Source organism: Paenibacillus radicis (ex Gao et al. 2016) (assembly GCF_014641555.1).
Taxonomy (GTDB): domain Bacteria; phylum Bacillota; class Bacilli; order Paenibacillales; family Paenibacillaceae; genus Pristimantibacillus; species Pristimantibacillus radicis.
Map to the genome: position 1 here is coordinate 1,813 of NZ_BMHY01000007.1, position 22,435 is coordinate 24,247.

24 protein-coding genes and 1 tRNA gene are annotated in these 22,435 nt (G+C 48.1%); 16 read left to right on the plus strand and 9 right to left on the minus strand.

Annotation, left to right across the window (positions count from 1 at the left end; all coding sequences use genetic code 11):
• The first annotated feature begins 11 nt into the window (after positions 1-11).
• Positions 12-93 (plus strand) — tRNA-Leu (locus tag IEX98_RS17775).
• Between the two features lie 178 nt (positions 94-271).
• Positions 272-2,224 (plus strand): AraC family transcriptional regulator, encoded by a 1,953-nt coding sequence (locus tag IEX98_RS17780; RefSeq protein WP_188890553.1) that lies wholly within the window; start codon positions 272-274, stop codon positions 2,222-2,224.
• Positions 2,225-2,290: 66 nt separating this feature from the next.
• On the opposite strand, the gene IEX98_RS17785 is transcribed toward IEX98_RS17780, so the two are convergent.
• From IEX98_RS17785 to IEX98_RS17795, 3 genes are all read right to left on the minus strand, one after another.
• On the minus strand, positions 2,291-3,676 hold the full coding sequence (locus tag IEX98_RS17785) for an MFS transporter (protein WP_188890554.1): 1,386 nt from the start codon (positions 3,674-3,676) through the stop codon (positions 2,291-2,293).
• A 168-nt stretch (positions 3,677-3,844) separates the two neighbouring features.
• A complete protein-coding gene (locus tag IEX98_RS17790) occupies positions 3,845-4,366 on the minus strand; it encodes a DinB family protein (protein ID WP_188890555.1) in 522 nt (173 codons plus the stop codon).
• A gap of 26 nt (positions 4,367-4,392) precedes the next feature.
• Positions 4,393-4,818, minus strand: coding sequence for a MarR family winged helix-turn-helix transcriptional regulator (locus IEX98_RS17795; protein WP_188890556.1), 426 nt, complete (start codon positions 4,816-4,818; stop codon positions 4,393-4,395).
• A 210-nt stretch (positions 4,819-5,028) separates the two neighbouring features.
• Here IEX98_RS17795 and IEX98_RS17800 point away from each other — a divergent pair, with 210 nt between their 5' ends.
• The 3 genes from IEX98_RS17800 (at position 5,029) to IEX98_RS17810 (ending at position 7,446) form a co-directional block, all read left to right on the plus strand.
• Positions 5,029-5,520 (plus strand): RrF2 family transcriptional regulator, encoded by a 492-nt coding sequence (locus IEX98_RS17800; RefSeq protein WP_188890557.1) that lies wholly within the window; start codon positions 5,029-5,031, stop codon positions 5,518-5,520.
• 63 nt (positions 5,521-5,583) lie between these two features.
• Positions 5,584-6,498: an NAD(P)/FAD-dependent oxidoreductase gene (locus IEX98_RS17805; protein WP_188890558.1), complete on the plus strand. Its 915-nt coding sequence runs from the start codon at positions 5,584-5,586 to the stop codon at positions 6,496-6,498.
• Positions 6,499-6,555: 57 nt separating this feature from the next.
• Positions 6,556-7,446, plus strand: coding sequence for a class I SAM-dependent methyltransferase (locus IEX98_RS17810; protein ID WP_188890784.1), 891 nt, complete (start codon positions 6,556-6,558; stop codon positions 7,444-7,446).
• Between the two features lie 109 nt (positions 7,447-7,555).
• On the opposite strand, the gene IEX98_RS17815 is transcribed toward IEX98_RS17810, so the two are convergent.
• Both IEX98_RS17815 and IEX98_RS17820 read right to left on the minus strand, forming a co-directional pair.
• Positions 7,556-8,023, minus strand: a complete 468-nt coding sequence (locus tag IEX98_RS17815) for a DinB family protein (protein ID WP_188890559.1) — start codon at positions 8,021-8,023, stop codon at positions 7,556-7,558.
• Positions 8,024-8,324: 301 nt separating this feature from the next.
• Complete coding sequence (locus IEX98_RS17820; RefSeq protein ID WP_188890560.1) at positions 8,325-9,524, minus strand: MFS transporter; 1,200 nt, start codon at positions 9,522-9,524, stop codon at positions 8,325-8,327.
• Between the two features lie 441 nt (positions 9,525-9,965).
• Between IEX98_RS17820 and IEX98_RS17825 the strand changes: the two genes are divergently transcribed.
• The 6 genes from IEX98_RS17825 to IEX98_RS17850 all read left to right on the plus strand — a co-directional run bounded on the left by IEX98_RS17825 (position 9,966) and on the right by IEX98_RS17850 (position 14,016).
• Positions 9,966-10,256, plus strand: coding sequence for a LiaF transmembrane domain-containing protein (locus IEX98_RS17825; protein WP_188890561.1), 291 nt, complete (start codon positions 9,966-9,968; stop codon positions 10,254-10,256).
• 29 nt (positions 10,257-10,285) lie between these two features.
• On the plus strand, positions 10,286-10,969 hold the full coding sequence (locus IEX98_RS17830; RefSeq protein WP_188890562.1) for a PspA/IM30 family protein: 684 nt from the start codon (positions 10,286-10,288) through the stop codon (positions 10,967-10,969).
• Positions 10,957-11,478: a PspC domain-containing protein gene (locus IEX98_RS17835; RefSeq protein ID WP_188890563.1), complete on the plus strand. Its 522-nt coding sequence runs from the start codon at positions 10,957-10,959 to the stop codon at positions 11,476-11,478. The genes IEX98_RS17830 and IEX98_RS17835 overlap by 13 nt, the downstream gene beginning before the upstream one ends.
• Before the next feature lie 2 nt (positions 11,479-11,480).
• Positions 11,481-12,197 carry a PspA/IM30 family protein gene (locus IEX98_RS17840; RefSeq protein ID WP_188890564.1) on the plus strand — a complete coding sequence of 239 codons (717 nt, stop codon included), beginning with the start codon at positions 11,481-11,483 and terminating at the stop codon, positions 12,195-12,197.
• A gap of 101 nt (positions 12,198-12,298) precedes the next feature.
• Complete coding sequence (locus tag IEX98_RS17845; protein ID WP_188890565.1) at positions 12,299-13,288, plus strand: sensor histidine kinase; 990 nt, start codon at positions 12,299-12,301, stop codon at positions 13,286-13,288.
• A gap of 68 nt (positions 13,289-13,356) precedes the next feature.
• Complete coding sequence (locus IEX98_RS17850) at positions 13,357-14,016, plus strand: response regulator (protein ID WP_188890566.1); 660 nt, start codon at positions 13,357-13,359, stop codon at positions 14,014-14,016.
• A gap of 62 nt (positions 14,017-14,078) precedes the next feature.
• Here IEX98_RS17850 and IEX98_RS17855 read toward each other — a convergent pair whose 3' ends face one another.
• Positions 14,079-14,327 carry a hypothetical protein gene (locus tag IEX98_RS17855; protein ID WP_188890567.1) on the minus strand — a complete coding sequence of 83 codons (249 nt, stop codon included), beginning with the start codon at positions 14,325-14,327 and terminating at the stop codon, positions 14,079-14,081.
• Positions 14,328-14,455: 128 nt separating this feature from the next.
• A complete protein-coding gene (locus IEX98_RS17860; RefSeq protein WP_188890568.1) occupies positions 14,456-14,815 on the minus strand; it encodes a hypothetical protein in 360 nt (119 codons plus the stop codon).
• A gap of 170 nt (positions 14,816-14,985) precedes the next feature.
• Here IEX98_RS17860 and IEX98_RS17865 point away from each other — a divergent pair, with 170 nt between their 5' ends.
• The 3 genes from IEX98_RS17865 (at position 14,986) to IEX98_RS17875 (ending at position 19,104) form a co-directional block, all read left to right on the plus strand.
• Positions 14,986-15,759, plus strand: coding sequence for a YwmB family TATA-box binding protein (locus tag IEX98_RS17865; RefSeq protein WP_188890569.1), 774 nt, complete (start codon positions 14,986-14,988; stop codon positions 15,757-15,759).
• Positions 15,760-15,881: 122 nt separating this feature from the next.
• Positions 15,882-17,438, plus strand: a complete 1,557-nt coding sequence (zwf, locus tag IEX98_RS17870; protein WP_188890570.1) for a glucose-6-phosphate dehydrogenase — start codon at positions 15,882-15,884, stop codon at positions 17,436-17,438.
• 73 nt (positions 17,439-17,511) lie between these two features.
• On the plus strand, positions 17,512-19,104 hold the full coding sequence (locus IEX98_RS17875) for a peptide chain release factor 3 (RefSeq protein ID WP_188890571.1): 1,593 nt from the start codon (positions 17,512-17,514) through the stop codon (positions 19,102-19,104).
• Positions 19,105-19,187: 83 nt separating this feature from the next.
• Here the strand turns inward: IEX98_RS17875 and IEX98_RS17880 are convergent, their stop codons facing one another.
• On the minus strand, positions 19,188-19,607 hold the full coding sequence (locus tag IEX98_RS17880) for an NINE protein (protein ID WP_229692246.1): 420 nt from the start codon (positions 19,605-19,607) through the stop codon (positions 19,188-19,190).
• A 3-nt stretch (positions 19,608-19,610) separates the two neighbouring features.
• On the minus strand, positions 19,611-19,955 hold the full coding sequence (locus tag IEX98_RS17885) for a TM2 domain-containing protein (RefSeq protein WP_188890572.1): 345 nt from the start codon (positions 19,953-19,955) through the stop codon (positions 19,611-19,613).
• A gap of 202 nt (positions 19,956-20,157) precedes the next feature.
• On the opposite strand from IEX98_RS17885, the gene IEX98_RS17890 reads away from it, so the two are divergent.
• Together IEX98_RS17890 and IEX98_RS17895 are read left to right on the plus strand one after the other, a co-directional pair.
• Positions 20,158-21,165, plus strand: a complete 1,008-nt coding sequence (locus IEX98_RS17890; protein ID WP_188890786.1) for a LacI family DNA-binding transcriptional regulator — start codon at positions 20,158-20,160, stop codon at positions 21,163-21,165.
• A 27-nt stretch (positions 21,166-21,192) separates the two neighbouring features.
• Positions 21,193-22,359 (plus strand): Gfo/Idh/MocA family protein, encoded by a 1,167-nt coding sequence (locus IEX98_RS17895; protein ID WP_188890573.1) that lies wholly within the window; start codon positions 21,193-21,195, stop codon positions 22,357-22,359.
• Positions 22,360-22,435 lie beyond the last annotated feature (76 nt).

The following is a 22,435-nucleotide window of genomic DNA, read 5'->3' on the forward strand; positions in this document are numbered from 1 at the left end:
CTTTACAAAATGCCGGTGTGGCGGAATGGCAGACGCGCGCGACTCAAAATCGTGAGGGAAACCGTGGGGGTTCGAGTCCCTTCACCGGCACCAGATTAATCAACTAGAAGTTCATTGGATGTCTATCCGATGGACTTTTTTTGTTGTTTATTTATATTTATAAAATTGAATCATGGCGATACAAAATACTAGTTGTGAGAATGGTTTTCAATTATAATGAGATACAGCCTTATTATAATTGAAAACTTTTTAGTAGCAGGAAGTGATTGGTTTGAATTGGAACGAACATCTATTGCTGTGGAACGAAGCCAACGTCAAGCTTCTCGACATTAGACATCAGTCGATGGCACAAGGAGACGAGCTTCGCGGTTACAGGCTTCCCTCCAACGCCTTTCTCTGGGTGACGAAAGGACACGGAAGGGTAATGTTGGACGGAACTGGTTATGCCATCGATGGCTATCATTTGCTTCATGGCGCAAAGGGCATGAGTCTGGACATTATCTCATCAGGTGAACGCCTCGAATATGATCTCATTATGTACAAGGTTCTGTTCGCTTTCCCAGGCAATCGTTATTTGGAGCGGCTGTTGAAACGCAGCAGTCCTTTTCACATTCAATATGGATTCACACCTCATGCTCCGCTTGCCCTTCATTCCAAATTCGAGATGATGGAACAAAGCTGGCGTAAGCTCACGCTGTTGGACAAGCTGTATGCCAAAGGCGTTCTCTATCAATTTGTCCATGAATTACTCGGCCAGATGGTTGGGCAGGAGTTAGGGGAGATACGAGCTGATCTTGTGTCCCAAGCTACTCGTTACATGGAAACCAGCTATTCGAAAGCATTTACAGTTGAGGGTTTGGCAGAGCAGCTTGGGTGCAGCTCCAGCTATTTGTCCCGTTTGTTCAAAAAGCAGCTAGGAATCACGCCTAATGACTATTTGATCCAAGTTCGAATCGAACACGCCAGCAGGCTTTTGAGAGAGACGAAGGCATCTTTACAAGAAATTTCATCAAGCATAGGGTATTTGGATGTCTACTATTTCAGCCGCATGTTCAAAAAACAAACCGGTGTATCCCCGCTGCGCTTTAGATCACTGGCAGCTGAGAGTGCGGTTCAGAATAGTCCATTTATTAGTTCAGGACAAGCTATTGTCCCTCGCACAGGCCACAGCTATAATGATAATTATTCTCATTATGAAAAAGAGGGAGATTTAACGATGTATAAAGATATGAAATTGTCAGTAACCGCAGTGTTGCTCTGCATGACTTTGTTATTCAGTGGTTGCGGGGCTGCAACAGGCTCCAATGATCCATCCGCTGCAGCAGGGTCTTCGGCAGCTGTTGCACAGGAGCAGCTGCAGACAAAGCTGGTTAAGCATATGATGGGAGAAAGTAAAGTTCCAGTCAACCCGCAGCGAATAGCCGTGAATGGGCTCGAAGACATTATGCTGGCGCTTGATGCTCCGATGGTTCATGCTCAATCTATGAAGGGACAATACTTGTACGATACGCTGCAAGCAAAAAACATCCCTTCAGTCTACACACCAGACGGCATAAATTATGAGTCTATTCTTGAATCTAAACCGGATTTAATTGTAGCAAATCTTTTACCCTCAGATACTGAGTCCTATAGGCAGCTAAGCAAAATTGCTCCTACTATCGTCTATGACCGCAGTGATTGGCAGACGTCCATTGTTGCAATCGGAAAGGCAATTGACCGCGAAGAGAAAGCCCAGTCTATCATCAAAGACTACGAGGAAAAGTTGGGCAAGGCTAAAGAGGCTATTGTGGCAAAGCTAGGGGCTGATCGAACATTAGCTTTTATTCGACCATCGAAGCAGGATGTTCAGCTGTTTTTCCCGGCATTCTCCTATACGAGTATCGCTTACGAGGATTTAGGATTGACATTAGAACCGATGCTGGCTGATTTGATGAATAAAGAGGAAGATGGAGCCTGGGGGATTGAAGCATCGCTTGAGAAACTACCCGATTTGACTGCGGACTATTTGTTTGTCACAGTAGGGGGCTCATTTGATTCTGAGGATGAAGCGAAAGCTGCTTCAGAGGAAATGAATGTAGTGGAGGATCTGAATGTATGGAAGTCAATTCCTGCGGTTAAGCAAGGACATGTGTATAAGATGCCATCCAGACATTGGATGCTGAACGGACCTACAGCAGATAGTATGAAAATTGACGATGTACTCGCTGCCTTTGGTTTACAATGAGATAAGAAACCGTTGAACACAAGTTCAACGGTTTTTTGTTATGAGAATTTATAGGTGAATCAGAATTCATGCTTGAGATGACATCCCTTTCTTAATGCGGAACGACATTGCCAAACTCCATATAACAAAGAGCAGTTGCAGGGATAAAGCTAGCATAATTCCGGTTAATAAGCCCCAATTCATGGTTTGACTAATGGCGATGAAAGCACCGCCTATCCCGATGCTAAGCCCTGGACTAAAAGCGTCCGTGAACTGTAGGTTGGCGGATATCTCTCCTTCTTCCCCTCTATTGGCATGCTGCAATGCAATCGCTCCTGTGGTTGGATGCGCTAAGCCGATGCCGAACCCGGTGAATACTTGCGAAATGACCGCGTATACGATTCCGCCTTCAGGGAGGCTGACGGCCAGCATGACTGCAATAACACCAATGACCATCAAGCCAATTCCTGCTGTAACCCGCTTATTCCGGCCTGTGCCCTGATCTTTGGCATCAAGCTTGGATTGGAACCAAGCCGCTGCGGACCAGCTTAATGCGCCGGCAGCTACAATCAGTCCTGCTAGATCAGCAGGCAGTTTCTTCACATCTGTCAAAGCAAGCACGACATAACTTTCAGTGGCATTGTAACAAGCGACAAACAAACCTCTTGAAATAATGGTGGAAGGCAGCCCTCTGCCAGCGCTGAACGTACCGGCTGGCAGCAGTTTACGTAAAGGCAGAATCATAATAAGTACACCTGCTGCCGTTAACGCTATTCCTTTCCAGTTTGTTATAGAGCCAATTCCGGCTAGCAGCATTCCTGTGCCAACGGCCAGCAATACGGCATAACCTTCTTTGCGGCTTTTTTTAGATTCCGATGCGCCTTCTGTTTTGAAATTGCGAAAAGCGGGCAGCGTAAGCACCACAGCTAAACCAATGAAAGGCAGCACAAACCAAAATACAAACCTCCAGGAGATGTATTCAGCTAAAAGTCCTGCGATATAGGGACCAATTAATGCAGGTAAAATATACGCGCTAGAAAACATAGCCAGTATCTTCGTTCTCAATCTGTCCGGATAACCTACTGTAATACTGAAATATACACAAGTGATGATAGCACCAGCGCCAAAACCCTGTAGCAGTCTCCCGGCAATTAACATAAGCATATTGACGGAAAGAGCCGCAACGACGATCCCGATAACGAAAAAGAGGATCGACGTTATAAACGATGCGAATACGCCTTTCTTGTTGATTCGTTGACCGGTAACCATCGTTCCGACGATTTGTGCGAGCAGGAAAGCGCTGAATATCCAGCCATATAGATGAAGACCCTGCAATTTTTGCGCCAAGCTCGGAGCAATTGTAGTAATCGCCAAGCCTTCAAAGGCAACAGTAGTTACGGCAAGGATGATTCCGATGGTTAAGGCTCGATAGGGCGCATCAAAAATTCCGGTTTCTTTTTTGGATGAATCCATTGTACATTTCTCCTTTTGGTTGCTGTATCATTAATTGCTATGACAAGTATATGGTGATAATATAAACAATAAGATTCTTGATGTTTCACACTACATGTCTTGATGATAATCGACATGACAACTATATTTCGCATGGATTCATTAATTTATGAACCCAATGCTGCTGCTCTATTTTATAATGCCTAAATACTCCCGCCACGGGCCTACATCCGACCCGTATCTGTTTGCCATGACTCGAACGATTTGTGAGATGTGTGTTAAATCATGAACGGCCCATGTAGCAAGTAATTCCTTCACCTTCACTACACCAAATGCGGGGTGTGAACCCGTTCGTTCAAGATGTATGCCAGGATCAAGCTGGACTTTCAGAGCCTTTAGATTTTGATTTCGAAGCATTTTGAACGCAAGCAATTTTTGTGCAATCGTTTGTTCGGATACTTGATTCAAGTGAGAGTAGCGATCGAATGAAGGGAATGGCTTGCTTTCGCCTTCTTTAAGAATAAACATTAGACGAGGCATCCAATTATTTTTCTCACCTTCAATGAGATGATCGATCACTTCATGGACATTCCAAGTTCCCGCACCTTCATTACAGTGCAACCAGCCAGCGGATAAACCCGATAAGAAACAATCCAATGTTTGCGGTGTGCGCTCAAGAATTTCTATCGTTTCCTCTAGATTAAACTGCATGCAGCGGCTCCTCTCACGGCTTCTAATTATAGGTCTTTCACGTTATTAAACATGATGGAGAGCACTCTTCTAAAATTCTCCACTTCCTCTTCAGACAAGCCTTTGATGGTTTTCTGATAGGCTTCCATAGACGGAGCAAGGATTTCGTCTTTAATATCACTGCCTTTGGGCGTTAAATAAACACGTAAAGATCTTCGATCCGTTTCATGAACGACCCGATGGATAAAACCCTTTTTCTCCAATTTAAACAACATTCTCGCAACGTTAGTCTGATCCTTATACAATCTCTCTGCAAGTTCCTTTTGAGTAATCCCTTCTCTTTCCCACAGGACGACCAGAATCTCCCACTGTTCCACTGTAATATCAAACGGATTAACTACTTTTTGATAGTAGTTGTTCAGCTTTAGCGCTGCTCGTTGGACATTAACGCCAATATATTTTTCTAATTCCAAGGGATTCCTCCTTTATAGTAGACATGATTATAGTTGTCGTGACCATTATATTCGCTATTATTTTTACTGTCAATGCTACCCAATGCTTGAAGGATATCCGATACTAAATGGCTGCCGGCGGTTAATAAGGAGTTGAACATTGCAATTTGCAATCAAATCATTTATTATGGATATTACAGGTCTGTAATTAAAGGAAGGGAGGAGAGCAGCATGCAGTTCTCCAAAAGTACAGATTACGCTCTACACGCCTTACTCCATCTAGGTAATTCAGAACGACACAATAATGTAGGGATTAAGGAGTTAGCAGTGACGCTGGGCGTTTCAGAAAGCTATCTGTCCAAAATCATGTCCAAGCTGAGACAGGATGGTATTGTACGTGCAGTACCTGGGGTAAATGGCGGTTATGAGCTGGCAAAGCCGGCAGACCAGATTACTTTTCTCGATGTCATTCAAGTTATTGAGGGCAGACAACAGATGTTTGAATGCTCGAATACGAATTCCCAGCAGCATCAGTTGTTAGCAGATGAGGGAACCGACCAGGGCCATCAGGCACGCAGAGGGAGTGAATGTCTCGTTGAGAAGGTGATGTACGGCGCGGAGCAGCAGCTTCACCAGTATCTGCAGGCGCACACTATTCAGACGGTAATTGATGAGGCTCTCAAGCGGAATTGCAGTGGCAACCATGATAAGAACAAGAAGTAAGCACTATGCTTCTTCTTGCAATCTAATTATAGATATTATAGATCTAAGGAGGATATTCTAGAGATGGAAAAACAAATGGTTGATGTTGTCATTATTGGCGGTGGTCCAGCAGGGTTGAATGCTGCCCTAGTGCTAGGGCGGGCGAGGAAAAAGGTAGCTGTAATTGATGAAGGACGTCCGCGTAACGCCGTAACTGGCGAAACTCACGGTTTCCTTACCCGTGACGGGATAAAACCTGGTGAATTTAGACGCATTGCGAGGGAAGAGATCAGCGCCTATCCTTCCGTATTTTTTGTAGAGGATACGGCTGTTTCGATTACGGGGACGGATGGTCAGTTTCACATTGAGACTGCACTAGGAAATCGCTATGAAAGCAAGAAGGTGCTGTTTACCGTCGGTATGAAGGATCGTCCGGTGAATGTTCCAGGGCTGAAGGAGGTCTATGGGAAAAGCGCCTTTGTCTGTCCGTATTGCGACGGATGGGAACTGCGGGATCAGCCGCTCGTTGTCATTAATAAGGGGGCTGAGCTGATGCATTTCGCTCCGTTGATTTCCGGATGGAGCAAGAACTTTACAATTTGCACGAACGGGCCTGATGAGTTGACGGATACAGAACGCGAGGCGCTCCAGAAGCGGGTTCCTATGTTCACGTCGCCAATTCAGCACATTGATTCCGTTGATGGAATCGTACAACGGGTCATACTTGAAGACGGAACTATCATTCCATGCAGAGGCATATTCTTCAAGCCGGATCTGGTTGCAGGATCAGACTTGCCGCAGGCCATCGGATGTCAGATGACAGAAATGGGCAACGTGGAGGTCGATAGCTTTGGCAAAACGAGTGTTCCAGGCATTTTTAGCGCCGGGGATGCGGCATCCCGAATGCATCAGGCGATTGCCGCTGCCTCTATGGGGTCTTTTGCAGCAGCAGCTATGAACAATGAACTGAACGCAGAGGCTTGGCAGCAAAACCAATAAGCATTGTTGGGCAGATCTGTCGCTTTAAACATAGTAAGGGGAGTGGAATGAATGAGCATGAATGATTTTTATAATGAAGCCATCTGGGAAAAAGCTTGGAAAGATCAAAGCGAGATCATGTTGAAAAAGATGCAAAAGGCAGGGGTCGATTTTTCCCATTCCTTTGATCCAAAGGCAAAGACATTCAACGAGCAATCGTTTAGTGAAGAGGGCAGGAAACGAAGCAGACGGATTATTAACTGGCTGGAAGGCCAGGGAGTTGGCTTTGAGAATACCTCTGTGTTGGATATTGGCGCCGCATCAGGCGTATTTACGGTGCCGTTTGCGGAGCGGGGAGCCCGGGTTACCGCTTTAGAGTCGTCTCCTCCACTTGTTGAATTACTGGAAGAGAACATTGCCAAATTCGCTGATGATCAAGTGAGCATCGTACATGAGCCGTTTGAGCATATTGATGTGCAAGATAAGGGATGGGGCGAAGCATTTGATCTTGTATTTGTGTCGATGTGCCCGGTTATACTGGATTGGGAGAGCGTGGAAAAGGTGCTTTATTGCGCCCGGAAGTATTGTTATATCAGTATGCCGGTGACGCATAACGAGCATAGCTTATTGCAAGAAATTTGGCCGCTCATTACGGGCCAGTCATTCAAAAAGAAACCATTGGAAATGGGATATTTACTCCATCTGCTTTACTTGAAAGGCTATTCGTACGAGTCGCTTGTCACGCGGGAAATGAAGACGAAAGAAGTAACACATGAAGCGGCGCTGCAGGAAGTGATGACCATGCTTGGTCATTACGGGCTGTCTGTGGATGAGAAGGCTGTTCGAACGGTGGCTGGTTATTTGGAGCAAGCGTATCCGTCAGGCAGAGTAGCCGTTCAGGAAGGTGGACGTTTCGGCAAGGTATTGATCCGGTTGCAGGATCAGAGCATGTACAGCAAAGAGGATTAAGTGTAGGATCGGGGATATCAAGTGAGAAGCGTGTAACCACTCAGTAAGAGGGTACGCCTTCTCACTTTTTAATTCATATCGTAAGCAGCATTATCAATTCGGATAAGCTCTATCTCTCTATTGCTTGAACAATTTGAGTTGTATGATGCTGATCATGACTGATTATGTCTTGTATGAATTGCTCCAATGTGAACGTATTGCCCTCTGCATCTGTATGAAGTTTTGAATAATCCTCTTCCGGTACCGTTTGTAGAGCATCCGTAATGGCTTTCCTGGATTTCGTTAGTGCACCGATTAAGTCTGCCTCCGTTTGGCTAAGGGCCCAGGCGGCAGCAGCTGTATTGAATGCGATCACATCATCAGCTTCCGACATAGTTATCGGGTTGTTCGTTACAATGGGCTCGATGGTTGTATCATAAAAATATTTATCCCACCTAATAAGGTGGCCAATAACCTCCTTAATACTCCATTTGTCTGAACCTAGGGCTGTTAGCCAAACTTGTTCCTCGTAAATATCTAGCTTCGTTACAAACTCAACCAATGTACCGCATTTTGCGATAAGCTCATACTTTTCCATGACATCCTCAGTCCTCTATATAGGTTTATTTAATTATTGCTCTGCTTAAAATGTTGAATCAAAAGCTGGACTGTTATGATTCGTTAAATGGACGAAGACATTAACATGATTTTCAATCTAAATCATAGGATGAACAATTTGCCCTTAATGACCGGGACAACTCGTAGTATAAATCTTAAAGTGGACTTTAAGTCAAGTTTGGCCGTAGAGCGATACCGTGAAGGCGGAGATCGGCATATAAAAAGGCTGCCGACGTATATGTCTGGCAGCCTCTAACCGTTTTTAGTAAAGTTATGAATAATTAAGCAATCACATCATGTTTCCGGTCGGAAATAAAACAAGCAATAGCCAGCAGCAGCGCTAATCCGACCAGGATTGATCCAACCCATGGGAGCGACACCAAGGAAAGATGAGTAATGACAAATCCTCCGATAAAAGCGCCGGTAGCATTGCCCAAATTACCGGCTGAATGGCTCATAGTCGAGGCTAATGCGGGTGCAGACTTAGCAAGGTTCATAATACGTACCTGCATGCCTGGGAAGACGGCAAAGGATGCAGCGCCCCAAAGAAAGATCGTCAATACGGCGGTGATTTGGTTATGAATCGTAAAGGTTAACACACCGAGAATGACGCAAGTTGCAAAATAAATACCAAGAATTGTAGGCATGAGCTTCCAGTCCGCCAGCTTGCCGCCTATGATGTTGCCGAGTGTAACGCCGCATCCGAATAGAACAAGAATCCAGGTGACATGATGATCGGCGAATCCTGTAACTTCCACAAGCAGCGGGGCGATGTAGGTGAAAATCGCGAACAGACCTGCATTGCCCAGTACGGATATCATTAGAAATACAAGCAGTCTTGGATTCGCGACTTCTTTTAGTTGCTGCATAATGCCTGTCGCTTTTTCCTGTTTCAGCTTCGGAATGAAAATGATGATGCCGATTAGCGTCAACACGCCCATGAGAGCAATTGAAGCAAATGAAGCACGCCAGCCCATATGCTGGCCGATAAAGGTTCCGAGCGGAACGCCTATAATATTAGCAATGGTAAGGCCCGCCATCATCATGGAGACAGCGCCGGCTCTTCTGTCTGGATGGACGAGTCTGGATGCGATAACGGCACCAACTCCGAAGAACGTTCCATGCGTCAGTGCTGTAATTAACCGTGCAGCCATCAGAACACCGTAAGTTGGAGCGAACACGGCAGCAACGTTACCGAAAATAAACAGACCCATTAAGAAAATTAACAGTTTCTTTTGCGAAATGTTGCGGGTCAGCATGGTCAGTATAGGGGCTCCGACTGCTACTCCCAAAGCATACATCGTAATAAGCTGTCCTGCAGCAGAAATGCTAACCCCCAAATCATCCGCGACATTCGGGAGAATGCCCATAATGACAAACTCAGTCATTCCGATTGCAAAGGCTCCTACCGTTAGGGAAAACAAGGAGATCGGAAATTTTTTGGAAGCTTCTTGCGTAATACTTGGTTGAGATAACGTCATGACATTCTGTTCACCTTTCACTAATACCGATTATAATGTTAGTTTAGCCGCAAGCGGCTAAATCATAGGAAGATTTGTATATCTTAAACCGCATTGAATAAAGAAACAATACACCCTTTGTAAAATTAAATATGCCAACGTACTCCTGTTCGATCTTACAGTGTAGAGTACCCTCTATGTCAATAGAAGAAAGTGGTGTTTACCCCGTGCCTAACCAGATGTTTTCCATGGGGAGAACATCCGGTTTTTTATGATAGAATAGAAGGAGAAATACCGCTAATCCGCAGGGCTGGCAGGCTGCCCCGACTAAGGTCTAGTGCAGATACCGCCGCAAGTCCGTTTTAGAAAACCTAAAAACGATCTAGAATAAGAACATAAGCAAGAGAGCAGCAACAACCAAAAGAATAGAGCAAAGAAAACGGAAAGGTGGTGGAGTTAAAAATGGATGGTAAAAAAGTGCTTGGCATCTTGTTGGCCGTCGTCGGCGGCATCGTCGTACTTAATTTTATCGGGGTTCACATCGGTTCCATAATCGGCTTTTTGTTCCCGTTTATTCTAATTGGACTTGGGGTGGTCGGTTACCGCAACGACAAGAAATGGCTTGGCGGCATACTAGTTGCGCTTGGTGCGATCTGGCTGTTTGGCAAATACTTGGGATTGATCCTCGTGATCGCGGCAATCGTGCTTATCATATATGGCGTTTCGCAATATCGGAATAAACGCAGCTACTAATGAAAGAAATTTGGCGAGGAGGGCAATGAATGAGCATTATGCGGCGAGTTCGCGACATTACGGTCGCTACCTTAAATGAACGGCTGGAGAAAGCAGAGGATCCTGTTCGATTGATTGATCAGTTTCTCTGGTCCACAAGAGAAGATATTATTCAAGCAGAGCGGCTGTATCAACAGTACGCTGGACATAGCAATCACCTGAAGGCACAGTGGCTTCAGGCGGAGCAGCAGAAAGAGAAACGCGAGCACCAAGCATTGACGGCACTGAAGGCAGGCGAGGAGCAACTGGCGAGAATTGCGCTGCATGAGAAAGCAAGCAGCGAGGAGCGTTCGGCCCAATACCGCGACTTGTATGAGCAAAGCAGACAAAACACAGTTGAGCTTGAAGAGCAGCTTCGCCAAATGCGCAGCGAATACCAGACGGTGTACGACAAGCGCGAATACTACGCAGCAAGAATGGAATCGCTGAGATTGCAGCAGCGGCTGAATTCCAGATACTCTGGAGTCGGTGATCAAGGCGCCAACCCGGGCACGATGTTCCGCCGCTTGGAAGACCGGATCAGCGATATGGAGCTGGAAGCGAAGAGCTTCCAAGATCTGCGCAGAATGGGCCGGGAATTCGCTTCTGAAGCGGGTCAGACGGTACAATCCGTCATCGAACGCGAACTTGAGCAATTAAAGCGCAAACTCGATAAGGAAGGATGGTCGTCTTGAAAAAACTGTACCGTTCGGCACGCGATAAAAAGTTATTCGGACTATGCGGCGGCCTAGCGGAAGTGCTTAATGTAGACGCAACATTGCTGAGGATTCTGCTTATCGTTGCAGCGATCTTCACAAGCGGTATGGTCATTCCCGTCTATATTATCGCAGGTCTTGTCGTACCGAAGGAGCCGCCTTATGATAACGGATTTGGTCCGGGACCAGGTTACGGCGGATACGGCAATGGATATGGAAGCAACTACAACAACCAGTATGGCAATCATAACAACAGCAACTTTGGACAACACTTCGGCACTCATGCAGGAGGCCCTTACAAAAACCCTCCGCAGCCGCCGAAACCGCCATGGGGCGCTAATGCAAATACACAGCCAACTGAACCAGCATCGCAGCAATCTTCGGCTCAATTTGACCGGATGATGGATGATTTGGAGAAAAAAGCACTTCGTAAAGAAGTAGATGAACTTCGCGCAAAACTGGCGCAAATCGAGAAGGGAGAGAAATAAACATGGGAATTTTTAAAAGAATGAAAGATATGACTAAGGCTTCGGTGAATGAGGCACTTGATAAAATTGAAGATCCGGTAGTTATGCTTAACCAATACTTGCGGGATATGGAAGCTGAGATTCATCAAGCAGAGGTGACAGTCGCGAAGCAAATGGCGAACGAACGCCGTATGAAGCAGCGTCTGGAAGAAGCTGTTCGCAGCACGTCCGACCGCGAGTCGAAAGCGGAAGCGGCACTTCGCGCAGGACAAGAAGATCTTGCACGCAAGCTGCTGGAAGAAAAGCTGTACTTCGAGCAAAAGACTGGCGAGTACACGGACCTGCATACGCAAACGAAAGCGCAAGCTGACGATTTGATGCAGCAATTGCACGGTATGAAAGAGGAGTTCTACCAGCTCCGCAACAAACGCAATGAGCTGGCTTCCCGCGCTCAAGTGGCAAAAGCGCAGAAGCAAATGGCGCAATTGAGCTCCAACCATACGATTGACAGCGGCACGGCGTCGAGAGGCTTCCACCGGATGGAAGAGAAAATTATGCAATTGGAAGCGGAAGCGGATGTGCTCCGTACGCCATACGCTTACAGCGGAAGCGGCGCGGCGGTTAATTCGTTCAACGTAGCCGACGTTGAGAAACGGATGAAGGTGGATGAGCAGCTTGAAGCATTGAAGAGCAAGCTCAATAAATCTTCGGCTCCGGTTGAAGCAGACCCAGCCGAGTAAGACGAAATTGAAAGCAGATCATGAAGCACAGAGCGGATCGGGCGCGCCCGGTCTGCTCTTGCCTGCTTTCATTATGATTGGGATTGAAGGAGTGAGCAGAAATGGCGGATACGAAGCCGTCCGAGCAACAGAATAAGGCGGCCCGTCGTAAAAATATAACCGAGACGGTACTCTGGCTGCTTATTATTATTAGCCTTGTCGTTATCGTGCTGCAAAGCATCGGTTATATTCAACTTTTCACCTTGCAGGGGAAATGGGCGGTATTAGGTTTAACCGTAATTGGCGCCTCTATGGCTGCAGCCGCATTGGTCGGCTATCTGCAAAACTCTAAGTTAAAGGCTGCGATCCAGCGTTTGACAGAGCAGCAGCGTAAACGGAACATTCGTGTAACGATCGACACTGCGGATGATGCCTCTAACGAAAATCAGTCGGAAGAGGAACAAAGCGATGCGATCTGGACGGAGAAGGTGAAATTCTCTGCTGTTCTGGAGGAACGCCAGCGTCTTGCCCGGGAGCTTCACGATGCGGTTAGCCAGCAGCTGTTTGCGATCTCGATGACCGCAACCGCTGTTAGCCGGACGATCGAGCGGGATTGGGAGCGGGCTAAGAGACAGGTTCAGCTTATCGAGGAAATGGCTTCTGTGGCGCAATCGGAAATGCGCGCGCTGCTGCTGCATCTAAGGCCTGTCCATCTGGATGGTAAAAACCTGGGGATGGCGCTGACCGCTTTAGTGGACGAGCTGAAGCAAAAGGTGCCAATGGAAATTATATTGGAAGTAGACGATACGATATCCCTTCAGACAGATGCAGAGGATCATTTATTCCGTATCGCCCAAGAAGCACTGTCCAACACGTTGCGCCATTCCAAGGCTGAGCGGATGGAAATTAAGCTTTTGCGCGATGGTCCTTATGTACGATTGCTCTTGATTGACGATGGTGTCGGTTTCGATCTGGAAGTGAAAAAACAGACCTCTTACGGGCTGCTTACGATGGAAGAACGGGTAAACGAACTGGGCGGGCTGCTGCATATGGTCTCGAAGCCTGGTGAAGGCGCCATGATCGATATTCGGGTTCCGTTGGAAGCCGTATAAAGAATGAGTTAATATAGAAGAAGCGAATATGAAACGTTATAAGAAAGCGGTGGGAGCAGGTGGAGCCGATGGAACAGTTGAATCAACCGATTAAAGTGCTGCTGGTGGACGACCATGAGATGGTTCGGATCGGACTTGCGGCGGTATTGGATACGGAGGACGGGATCGAGGTCGTCGGCGAGGCAAGCAATGGCTATGATGGAATCAGGCTGGCGCAAGCCTATAAACCGGATGTCGTTCTAATGGACCTCGTAATGGATGGCATGGACGGCGTGGAGACGACTCAGAAGCTGTTGGAACTGTATCCGGAGTGCAAAGTCATTGTGTTGACGAGCTACTTGGATGACAGCAAGCTGTATCCTGTCATTGAAGCGGGTGCCTTCAGCTACCTGCTGAAAACTTCGCGGGCAACGGAAATCGCGGATGCGATTCGTGCGGCTTCGCGTGGCCAGTCGGTATTGGAGTCCCAAGTGGCGGCCAAGATGATGAGCCGGCTCCGTCAACCGAAACAGCCGTCACAAGCTCCGTTGCACGAGGAACTGACCGAGCGGGAGATGGATGTTCTTAAGCGTGTGGCGCAAGGCATGTCCAATCAGGAAATCGCCGATCAGTTGTATATTGGCATCAAGACAGTGAAGTTCCATATTACCAATATATTCAATAAGCTTGGCGTCGACGATCGGACACAAGCGGCAATTTATGCTCATAAACAAGGCATAGCGGAATAATAGAGGAATGCAGTAACACCGGATATCCGGTGTTATTTTTGTTCTAGATTTGGTAAAATGAGTTAAACGTACTGGTCGATCCATCTTCCGCCGCCGTTCCAGCCTCCAAGTCTGGTTAGATGAAGGGAACGGTCGTAGCCGGTATAGTCAGGTTCTCTCTCCTGAGCGGAGCGCAGTGATTTTCGCATCCGTACAGGAGGCAGCTGTGGTTCATCTTCGCGAAACGAATAAGCAGCGCTGCGATCCACGGCTTTCACAGGCAAAACGCGCTCTGCATATCGCGGGGTACGGTAGATTGGACGAATGGACATGGGAACTGCCTCCTTCGTTAATATGTTTTTTGGTGCCTGCTGGACAGGTAGCCTTCATTCCAGCTTAAACGGAATCAGGTGCAAAGTCTGACGAATGCCGCTGTCGACTTTGGGGCGATATTGGCGAGCTATAAAAGCAGGAACAGGAAAGCGACTAAGGCCAGATCAAGTGCGATTGCCCCGCCGATTGGGAAAAACGGATTGTAGGCGTAGGGGTCATACGGATAGGCTTGTGCTTGCACCGTTTCCACTTTGGGAGCAGCGGCTTTTGAGTTTTTTCCTTTTCCCTTCTTCAGCTTGCTGGGTTTTGCCTTGTTCAATTCTGCTGCGGCTTCCACTTCTTCTTGCTGCCCGTTAAGCGTCAGTCTGCCGTTTCGGCAATGGCTCAACACTCCGACATGACGCGTCCCATCCTGCATAATTACGCAAACAGGCAATCCGCAAAAATTAGCAATAACCTCTTCCTGAAGCGGATAAATTTGTTCCATGTTGGCATCCCCCACTGATCATTTTGCAACCAGTGTATTCACCTACAGGCTCATGCGTATGGATTAATACCCAGTTAGAGACGTTATTAAACAGATTGAGCGAATGATGGACGAAATGATGTGTCAAGGAGGCGGACCCTATCTCAACTTCTTACTATTCGATTCGAACAATGAAGAACCGGAAACGGCAGCAATTGCATGCCCGTTTGGCTGTACTTGCAGCATTCGTTATTCTTGTCGCTTGCGGTTACTGGGCGTTCATGCAGAAAGGGAACGATACAGTAGAGCAAAGTGCTTTTCAGCATGATATACAATCGTTATGGTCTTGGACGGACAAGCTGTTCACAGGCGGTGCCGGATCCGCGGAGTGGAGCTTGCGCTGGGATGCGGAGGGGGACGGAGCAACGGTTGGACAACTGGTACAGGCTATGACTTCAGAAGATGCAAGCTCCGATAAGAGCGTTTTATACACAGAGGGAGCGGACGAGGCTACCATTATGCTGGAGGCATACGGCGGGGAATTGTCTATTCATAGCCTTCCCGCTGGCAGACAAAGGAGGGCCATTCTGCAGTTTCGTACTAGCGGGGAGGCCAGCAAGCAAAACCTGCTCAATCTTGTTCAAAAAGTGGAAGAGGGACTGGAATCGGCGGATACGAAATATTCGGAAGGTATAACCGCACGAGGGAAGACGGAATATAATGATGCAATAAGCCGTTTGGTTAAAGCGGGGCAGGCGAGGGAAATTGAGTATTACGCCGATGGCGGTACGGTGAGCAATTCTTACTACACCGATCGACTCAAGAAATCGGTGAAAAGCGGAGGCAAGGAAGGCAAGCTAATTAGCTTCCAGGCAGCTAGTCACCGCGAAGCGGGCTCCAAGCAGCATGATTTGATTGTCGGTCTTCCGCTAATTACGGGGGATTATGCCAAGAGTACCCCATAATCAGCAGAAATAACGGAACTTATCAGTTATTTTTATGTGGAAGATGAATAGCAGTTTAAGGATTATTATGCTAAACTACATAACATGTGAAACTACAAAATGAATAGGAAAGAATGAGGAAAATGAACCATACTACGAACCTGGAATCAACCCTCGGGCAGGGCGCCGTATACTATTTGTTTGGGGCAACAGGAGATTTGGCAAAACGTAAATTGTTCCCCGCCTTGTTCAGCTTATATAAAGAAGGCAAGCTGTCCGAAAACTTTGCTGTAGTCGGTCTTGCCCGCCGCACACGCACTAATGAGCAATTCCGTTCCGACGTGTACGAATCCATCGTCGAGTTTTGCCGTTATAAAGCCGATGATACCGAGCTATGGAACCGGTTCGCTGAGCATTTCGAGTATATGCCGCTCGATATCAATAACGTGGATGCGTTCCGTGAGCTTGGCAAGCTTTCCGAGCAGCTGGATGCTAAATTCGATATTCCGGGCAACCGTTTGTTCTATTTGGCGCTGGCGCCAGAACTGTTCGGACCGGTATCGTTCAATCTTCGCGACGGCGGTTTGCTGGAGTCGGCAGGCTGGCATCGCGTTGTTATCGAGAAGCCGTTCGGCTATGACCTGGAATCGGCTCGCAAGCTGAACGATCAGATCAGACAGGTATTCAGAGAAGAAGAAGTATTCCGCATTGACCACTATCTCGGTAAAGAAATGGTGCAAAACATTCAAGTGATCCGTTTTGCCAACGCTTTGTTCGAGCCGCTGTGGAATAATAACCATATTGCTAACGTGCAAATAACGCTGTCGGAAACGGTTGGCGTCGAAGAACGCGGAGGCTATTATGATAAGTCGGGCGCATTGCGTGATATGGGTCAGAACCATATGCTGCAAATGCTTACGATGATTGCAATGGAGCCGCCTAGCCGTCTGCATGGCGAAGATATTCGCGACGAGAAAGTAAAAGTGCTTCGTTCGCTGCGCAGCTACAACTCGCATGAAGATGTTCGCAGCAACGTCATCCGCGGCCAATACAGCGCGGGCGAGGCGCGTGGCACACAGCTTCCGGGTTACCGTGAGGAAGATTCGGTCGGTGAAGGCTCCAATACGGAAACGTATTTCGCGGCAAAAATTGCTGTCGACAATTTCCGCTGGGCTGGCGTACCATTCTATATACGCACAGGCAAGCGTCTCCCGGTCAAAACGACAGAAGTCGTGATTGAATTCAAGTCGATGCCGCAAAACGTATTGTTTGCGCAGCGTCATGATCTGGCGCCTAACTTGCTCGTTATTCGCGTTAATCCGACGGAAGGCATCTACATTAAAGTAAATGCAAAAACGCCGGGCGTCGACAATTCGGTGCAGCCGGTAGCGATGGAATTTTGCCAAAGCTGTCAAATCGGCTTGAATACACCGGAGGCCTACGAGCGCCTCATTCACGATGCGGTTCGCGGCGATTCGACGTACTTTACCCGCTGGGACGAAGTTGCGCAAGCATGGGAGTTCGTCGATCGCATCGCCGCTGCATGGCGCGATGATTCCGGCGACTTGAAGCAATATCCGGCCGGTTCTTGGGGACCAAAGGCAGCCGAAGAGCTGCTTGCCAAAGACGGTTTCCACTGGTGGCCGGTTAACGGCCAAGAGGAAGACAACGTCATTTGGATTACGAACAACAGCAAATAAATAATGTAAATTTCAGCGTCTCATCGTTCTTCAATAGCGATGAGACGCTTCGTAATGAGAAGGGAAGGCATGCATGAGTCAATCATTAGGCAATGAAATTAAACAAGAAGTTGAGAAGCGCCGCACATTCGCCATCATCTCTCACCCGGATGCGGGTAAAACGACGCTGACGGAAAAGCTTCTATTGTTCGGGGGCGCTATTCGGCTTGCCGGTTCGGTTAAAGCGCGGAAAGCAAGCCGCCATGCGACATCGGACTGGATGGAAATTGAGAAGCAGCGCGGAATCTCGGTTACGTCCAGCGTGATGCAGTTCGATTACTTGGGACACCGCGTTAACATTCTGGATACGCCGGGTCACCAAGACTTTAGTGAGGACACGTACCGCACATTAACAGCGGCGGACAGCGCCGTCATGCTTATCGACGTTGCTAAAGGCGTCGAGGCACAGACGATCAAGCTGTTCCAGGTATGCCGCAAACGGGGCATTCCGATCTTTACCTTCATTAATAAGCTTGACCGCGAAGGTCAAAGTCCATTTGAGCTTATGGAGGAGCTGGAGCGGGTGCTCGGCATTCGTTCCGTACCGATGAACTGGCCAATCGGCATGGGACGCGAGCTTTGCGGCGTCTATGACCGGATGAAAAACCAGGTAGAGCTGTTCCAAGGCAATGATCATAATACGATCGAGGTTCGCAAGGTAGACGATTATAACGATCCAATTATCCGCGAGATGGCCGGCGATTTCTTGCATGATCAGCTTGTGCAGGATTTGGAGCTGCTTGATGTAGCAGGCGATCCGTTCGATTTCGAAAAGGTGCAAGCAGGCGAACTGACTCCAGTCTTTTTCGGCAGTGCCGTTAACAACTTTGGCGTTCAGACTTTCCTGGAAAACTTCCTTCAGCTGGCTCCGAAGCCAGTGCTGCGCATGAGCACGAATGGACCGATCGAGCCAACGAACGAAAAGTTCTCTGGTTATGTGTTCAAAATTCAAGCGAATATGAACCCGGCTCACCGCGACCGCATTGCGTTTTTACGTATTTGTTCTGGACGGTTTGAGCGCGGCATGAGCGTTCGCCATGTCCGGGCAGGCAAAGATATTAAGCTGTCGCAGCCACAGCAGTTTTTGGCGCAGGACCGTGATATCGTGGAGACCGCTTATCCGGGAGATATTATCGGATTGTTTGATCCGGGCATTTTCCGCATCGGCGATTCTTTGTCGCAAGGCTCCGAGATCGTTTTCGATGAGCTGCCGACTTTCTCACCTGAGATTTTCGCCAAAGTAACGGTTAAAAATGCCTTGAAGCATAAGCAGTACCAGAAGGGCATCGATCAGCTGACGGAAGAAGGAACGATTCAAGTATTCCATTCCGCAGGCGGCTTCGAGGAGACGATTCTCGGCGTTGTCGGCCATCTCCAGTTTGAGGTGTTCGAGTACCGGATGCGCGGCGAGTATGGCGTCGAAATTCAGCTTCACCGGATGCAATTCCAATTTGCCCGCTGGATTGTAGATGAGACGAATAAGATCGACCCGGCCAAATTCCGGATTAATTCTTCGCTTGTGAAGGACAAAAAGGGCAACTATGTCGTCTTGTTCGAGAATGAATATGCGATGCGGACGGCGATGGACAAAAATCCGACGATGAAGTTTTTGGAGACGGCGCCATAAACGGCTTTTTGATCCTGTAGATAAAAAAGAACCCCTGATAGATACGCAGTATTTCTCGCGTTCCGTCAGGGGTTCTTTTTATTTTAATACTGCTGTTGTTGTGCGCGGTGGTTGATGATCTGTTCCACGAGCTGATGCTCCAGCACACTGTTGTATTCCCGCACCATTCTCGAAATAAGGCATAGATCGACGATGATCCAAATGAACAACGCGATCGCTGGTAAAAGGAATAGAACAAGGGCGATTACGAATAATGCCATGCTGTCGTAACCCTCGTCAATAAGAGCGGACATAACGGCGAACAATATATAGCCACCGGAGGCAATTAGGAAAAGGACAAGCTGAATAATTGCGGAAACCTTCTTTTTCAAATAAAAGCGGTGTACGCCCAAATGGCCGCCTATCAGCATAAGGTAGGCAATCGCTGCGGATTTCTCCACATTTTTGATTTCGGAGTTGAACACCAGCAATTCATTTAAAGTCAGATCGCTTTTATTCATCATCGCCTACAGCATTCCGTTGCCGGTAAAAGCTTTGTGCGATTGGATTTCATTCAGCACTTGAGCTTCGATCGCTTGGTTGTGATCTTTAATCCATTGGTGAAGCAGGAAGGCATCAACTACCCACCAGATGAATGTGATAAATAAACCGAGACCTGTAAGAGACAAAATTAATAGTGCGATAGCAGAACCGGTACGTCCGGTATAAAAACGATGCCCGCCAAATATACCAAGGAAGTACCAAAGTACATAGGCAATTACCATGTTTTTGCCGCGGTTTTTAACCTCTTGGTCGAGCAAGAGAAGCTCTCTTGCATCCAACTGACTTTTTTGCGCTACATTAAAATTCATGACCAATCTTTCCCCTCTATCTTAATTATTTTATAGGGCAGTCTAGAGTATAACTGAAATGACAAAATCAGACAAGATTCTGAATCCGTTTACATACAAAAAATATGCGTTCACTTTAAAGTTTATTGACGTACAAACGCTTTCATGACATAATGTACGCGTGTACATTGATTAGCAATTGAAACATTGAGGATGATGCTTTATTCGAAAGGAAGTTGCAAAGCTGGCCGGCGTTTCGGAGGCAACCGTATCCCGGGTGCTGAACGATGTCGGGCCGATCAAGCCGGAGACGAGGGAGCGGGTACTCGCTGCCGCTCAGGAGCTGGGTTATGTGCCCAATGCGCTCGCGCAGCGGTTTGCGCGGCGGAAGAGCGGCAATATTGGCGTTATTGTGCCCGTTGTGCCGAAGGTGCATCTGTTCACGACTTACTATTTCGCTGAAATATTAAGCGGGATTGGCGATGCGGCCAAGCGCTGCGATTATGATCTGCTCCTTATTTTTCGTGAGATGGACGGAGAGCGGGACTATGCCAAGCTGTTTCGGACGCAGAAGGTGGACGCTTGTATTGTGCTGGGCGCTCAGAACGTTGCTGAAGAACGGGATGCGCTTCGGGAGCTCAAGACGGAGGGATATCCGTTCTGTCTCGTCAATCAGCGGTTCGATGGAGAAGGCTTTATGTATGTAGACGCCGATCATGAAGCCGGGAGCTATGAAGCGGTACGCCATCTTCTTGAACGCGGCTATCGCGACATCGCTTTCTTAAATGGTCCCGGTGCGTATTCGAACAGTGAGGACAGGCTGGCGGGTTATACGCGTGCCTTGACGGAAGCGGGGCTGCCCGTCCGGAAGGAGCATTTGTTTGAAGGCAACTACAGCCGCAAGAGCGGCTACGAGGCTGCAGCGGGCATTGCCAGGCTGCAGCAAGAGGGCGGCATTGATGCAGTATTTGCAGCCAATGACCGGATGGCCATCGGTCTGATGGACGGACTTCGCGAGCAGGGCATTGAGCCCGGCAAGCAGTTGGCCGTCGTTGGCTATGACGATTCGGACGGCTCGCGCATCGTAAGCCCGCGCTTGTCTACGGTAGCAGTACCTTTCTATGAAATGGGCAAAGCAGCGGCGCTTCGTTTGCTGGCGCCTTCGGCAGATGATGTGCCAAATGAGAATCATTTGCTTCCTGTACAGTTCGTGCATCGAGAAACCTCTTAACTATAATTCGAAAGGCGGTAATCGAAAATGAGCAAAGTTCGTGTCGGAATGGTCGGTTACAAATTTATGGGCAAGGCGCATAGTAATGCGTACCGCGCACTGCCGATGTTTTTCCCAAATGCGGCTGCAAAGCCGGAAATGAAAGCGATTTGCGGACGTAATCCGGAAGGGCTGGAGCAAGCGCGTGCGCAATTTGGCTGGGAGAGCGGCGAGACGGATTGGCGGAAGCTGATTGCCCGTGATGATATCGATTTGATCGATATCAATGCACCAAGCGATGCCCATAAAGAAATTGCAATTGAAGCCGCTAAAGCAGGCAAGCATCTCTTTTGCGAAAAACCGCTTGCGCTAACGCTGGAAGATTCCAAAGCGATGCTCGATGCGGCAGAAGCGGCTGGCGTGAAGCATATGGTTGGCTTCAACTATCGGTTTGCTCCAGCCGTTCAACTGGCGAAGAAGCTGATTGATGAAGGCAGACTGGGCGAAATTTATCATTTCCGCGCAGTGTTCCTGCAGGACTGGATTCTCGATCCGGACTTCCCGCTCGTATGGCGTTTGCAGAAGGAAATTGCCGGCTCTGGCTCTCACGGCGATCTCGGCGCCCATTTGATCGATATGGCGCGTTTCCTCGTTGGCGAGTTCAAAGAGGTAGTAGGAATGGGAGAGACGTTCATTAAAGAAAGACCGCTTCCGACATCGATGACAGGACTTAGCGCTAAGGGCTCGAAGGATGCGCCACGCGGCGAAGTTACAGTTGATGACGCGACTTTATTCATGACCCGTTTTGAGAACGGTGCGCTGGGCAGCTTTGAAGCGACGCGGTTTGCGGCAGGTCATCGCTGTACCAACTCCTTCGAAATTAACGGCAGCAAAGGCAGCGTGATTTTTGACTTCGAGCGGATGAATGAGCTTCAGGTTTATTTTACAGACGATGCCGAGGATGTACAGGGCTTCCGCCGTGTATTGGCAACTGACGCAGCTCATGCTTATATGGATGCATGGTGGCCTGCCGGACATACAATCGGTTACGAGCACACCTTCACGCATGAAGTGCTGGAGCTGATGAATGCGATAGCCGAGGATCGTCAGCCGGTTCCTAACTTCCATGACGGGGTGAAATGCCAAGAGGTGCTGGAGGCGGTCGAGCGTTCCGTTCAGGAGCGCCGCTGGGTGGCGCTGCAGGAGCTGCAATAAGGATTTGTGCAGGGGTATTCAAGGAATATAGGCTTATAGAAGCACATGAAAAACTAGCCAGCAATGCCATGGTCAA

Coding starts and splice junctions, on each gene's coding strand:
- IEX98_RS17785 (WP_188890554.1), bottom strand. CDS start 3,676: ATGGATTCATCCAAAAAAGAAACCGGAATTTTTGATGCGCCCTATCGA.
- IEX98_RS17790 (WP_188890555.1), bottom strand. CDS start 4,366: ATGCAGTTTAATCTAGAGGAAACGATAGAAATTCTTGAGCGCACACCG.
- IEX98_RS17800 (WP_188890557.1), top strand. CDS start 5,029: ATGCAGTTCTCCAAAAGTACAGATTACGCTCTACACGCCTTACTCCAT.
- IEX98_RS17805 (WP_188890558.1), top strand. CDS start 5,584: ATGGAAAAACAAATGGTTGATGTTGTCATTATTGGCGGTGGTCCAGCA.
- IEX98_RS17810 (WP_188890784.1), top strand. CDS start 6,556: ATGAATGATTTTTATAATGAAGCCATCTGGGAAAAAGCTTGGAAAGAT.
- IEX98_RS17815 (WP_188890559.1), bottom strand. CDS start 8,023: ATGGAAAAGTATGAGCTTATCGCAAAATGCGGTACATTGGTTGAGTTT.
- IEX98_RS17820 (WP_188890560.1), bottom strand. CDS start 9,524: ATGACGTTATCTCAACCAAGTATTACGCAAGAAGCTTCCAAAAAATTT.
- IEX98_RS17825 (WP_188890561.1), top strand. CDS start 9,966: ATGGATGGTAAAAAAGTGCTTGGCATCTTGTTGGCCGTCGTCGGCGGC.
- IEX98_RS17830 (WP_188890562.1), top strand. CDS start 10,286: ATGAGCATTATGCGGCGAGTTCGCGACATTACGGTCGCTACCTTAAAT.
- IEX98_RS17835 (WP_188890563.1), top strand. CDS start 10,957: ATGGTCGTCTTGAAAAAACTGTACCGTTCGGCACGCGATAAAAAGTTA.
- IEX98_RS17840 (WP_188890564.1), top strand. CDS start 11,481: ATGGGAATTTTTAAAAGAATGAAAGATATGACTAAGGCTTCGGTGAAT.
- IEX98_RS17845 (WP_188890565.1), top strand. CDS start 12,299: ATGGCGGATACGAAGCCGTCCGAGCAACAGAATAAGGCGGCCCGTCGT.
- IEX98_RS17850 (WP_188890566.1), top strand. CDS start 13,357: ATGGAACAGTTGAATCAACCGATTAAAGTGCTGCTGGTGGACGACCAT.
- IEX98_RS17855 (WP_188890567.1), bottom strand. CDS start 14,327: ATGTCCATTCGTCCAATCTACCGTACCCCGCGATATGCAGAGCGCGTT.
- IEX98_RS17860 (WP_188890568.1), bottom strand. CDS start 14,815: ATGGAACAAATTTATCCGCTTCAGGAAGAGGTTATTGCTAATTTTTGC.
- IEX98_RS17865 (WP_188890569.1), top strand. CDS start 14,986: ATGAAGAACCGGAAACGGCAGCAATTGCATGCCCGTTTGGCTGTACTT.
- zwf (WP_188890570.1), top strand. CDS start 15,882: ATGAACCATACTACGAACCTGGAATCAACCCTCGGGCAGGGCGCCGTA.
- IEX98_RS17875 (WP_188890571.1), top strand. CDS start 17,512: ATGAGTCAATCATTAGGCAATGAAATTAAACAAGAAGTTGAGAAGCGC.
- IEX98_RS17880 (WP_229692246.1), bottom strand. CDS start 19,607: ATGATGAATAAAAGCGATCTGACTTTAAATGAATTGCTGGTGTTCAAC.
- IEX98_RS17885 (WP_188890572.1), bottom strand. CDS start 19,955: ATGAATTTTAATGTAGCGCAAAAAAGTCAGTTGGATGCAAGAGAGCTT.
- IEX98_RS17895 (WP_188890573.1), top strand. CDS start 21,193: ATGAGCAAAGTTCGTGTCGGAATGGTCGGTTACAAATTTATGGGCAAG.